The sequence below is a fragment of the Streptomyces sp. SID13726 genome, assembly GCF_010548375.1.
In the GTDB taxonomy this organism is placed as follows: Bacteria; Actinomycetota; Actinomycetes; order Streptomycetales; family Streptomycetaceae; genus Streptomyces.
On record NZ_JAAGLY010000386.1, the window covers coordinates 1 to 459 of the forward strand.

A 459-nucleotide genomic window follows, 5' to 3' on the forward strand; every position below is an offset into this window, starting at 1 on the left:
GGAGCGTTCGTGAGCTTCGCGGTGATCGGCTCGCCCGCGAGCTCGGTGGCGGTGACCTGCTCGGGCGAGAGCTTGCCGAGCGTGGCCTTCTCCTCGAGCGTGGCGGGCGCGTCCACGCGCGCGTACCAGGACTCGCCGTAGCGCTCGACGAGGTCGCGGTGGTGCTCCGACGGCGTGCGGCCCGTCGTCGCGATGATCTCCGACGCGAGGAGCGCGAGCAGCAGGCCGTCCTTGTCGGTCGACCAGACGCGGCCGTCCTTGCGCAGGAACGACGCCCCGGCGGACTCCTCGCCGCCGAACCCGACGGTCCCGTCGAGCAGGCCGGGCACGAACCACTTGAACCCGACCGGCACCTCGACGAGGCGCCGTCCCAGGCCGCCCGCGACCCGGTCGATGAGCGCGGACGAGACGAGGGTCTTGCCGATCGCCGCGTCCTGGCGCGAGCCCTCGCGCGCGCCG

The 459-nt window shown here is 74.1% G+C and carries 1 pseudogene; it reads right to left on the reverse strand.

From position 1 onward, the window contains the following. Positions 1-459: pseudogene (locus G3I78_RS48205) on the reverse strand (phosphoglucomutase, alpha-D-glucose phosphate-specific); the annotation flags it as partial.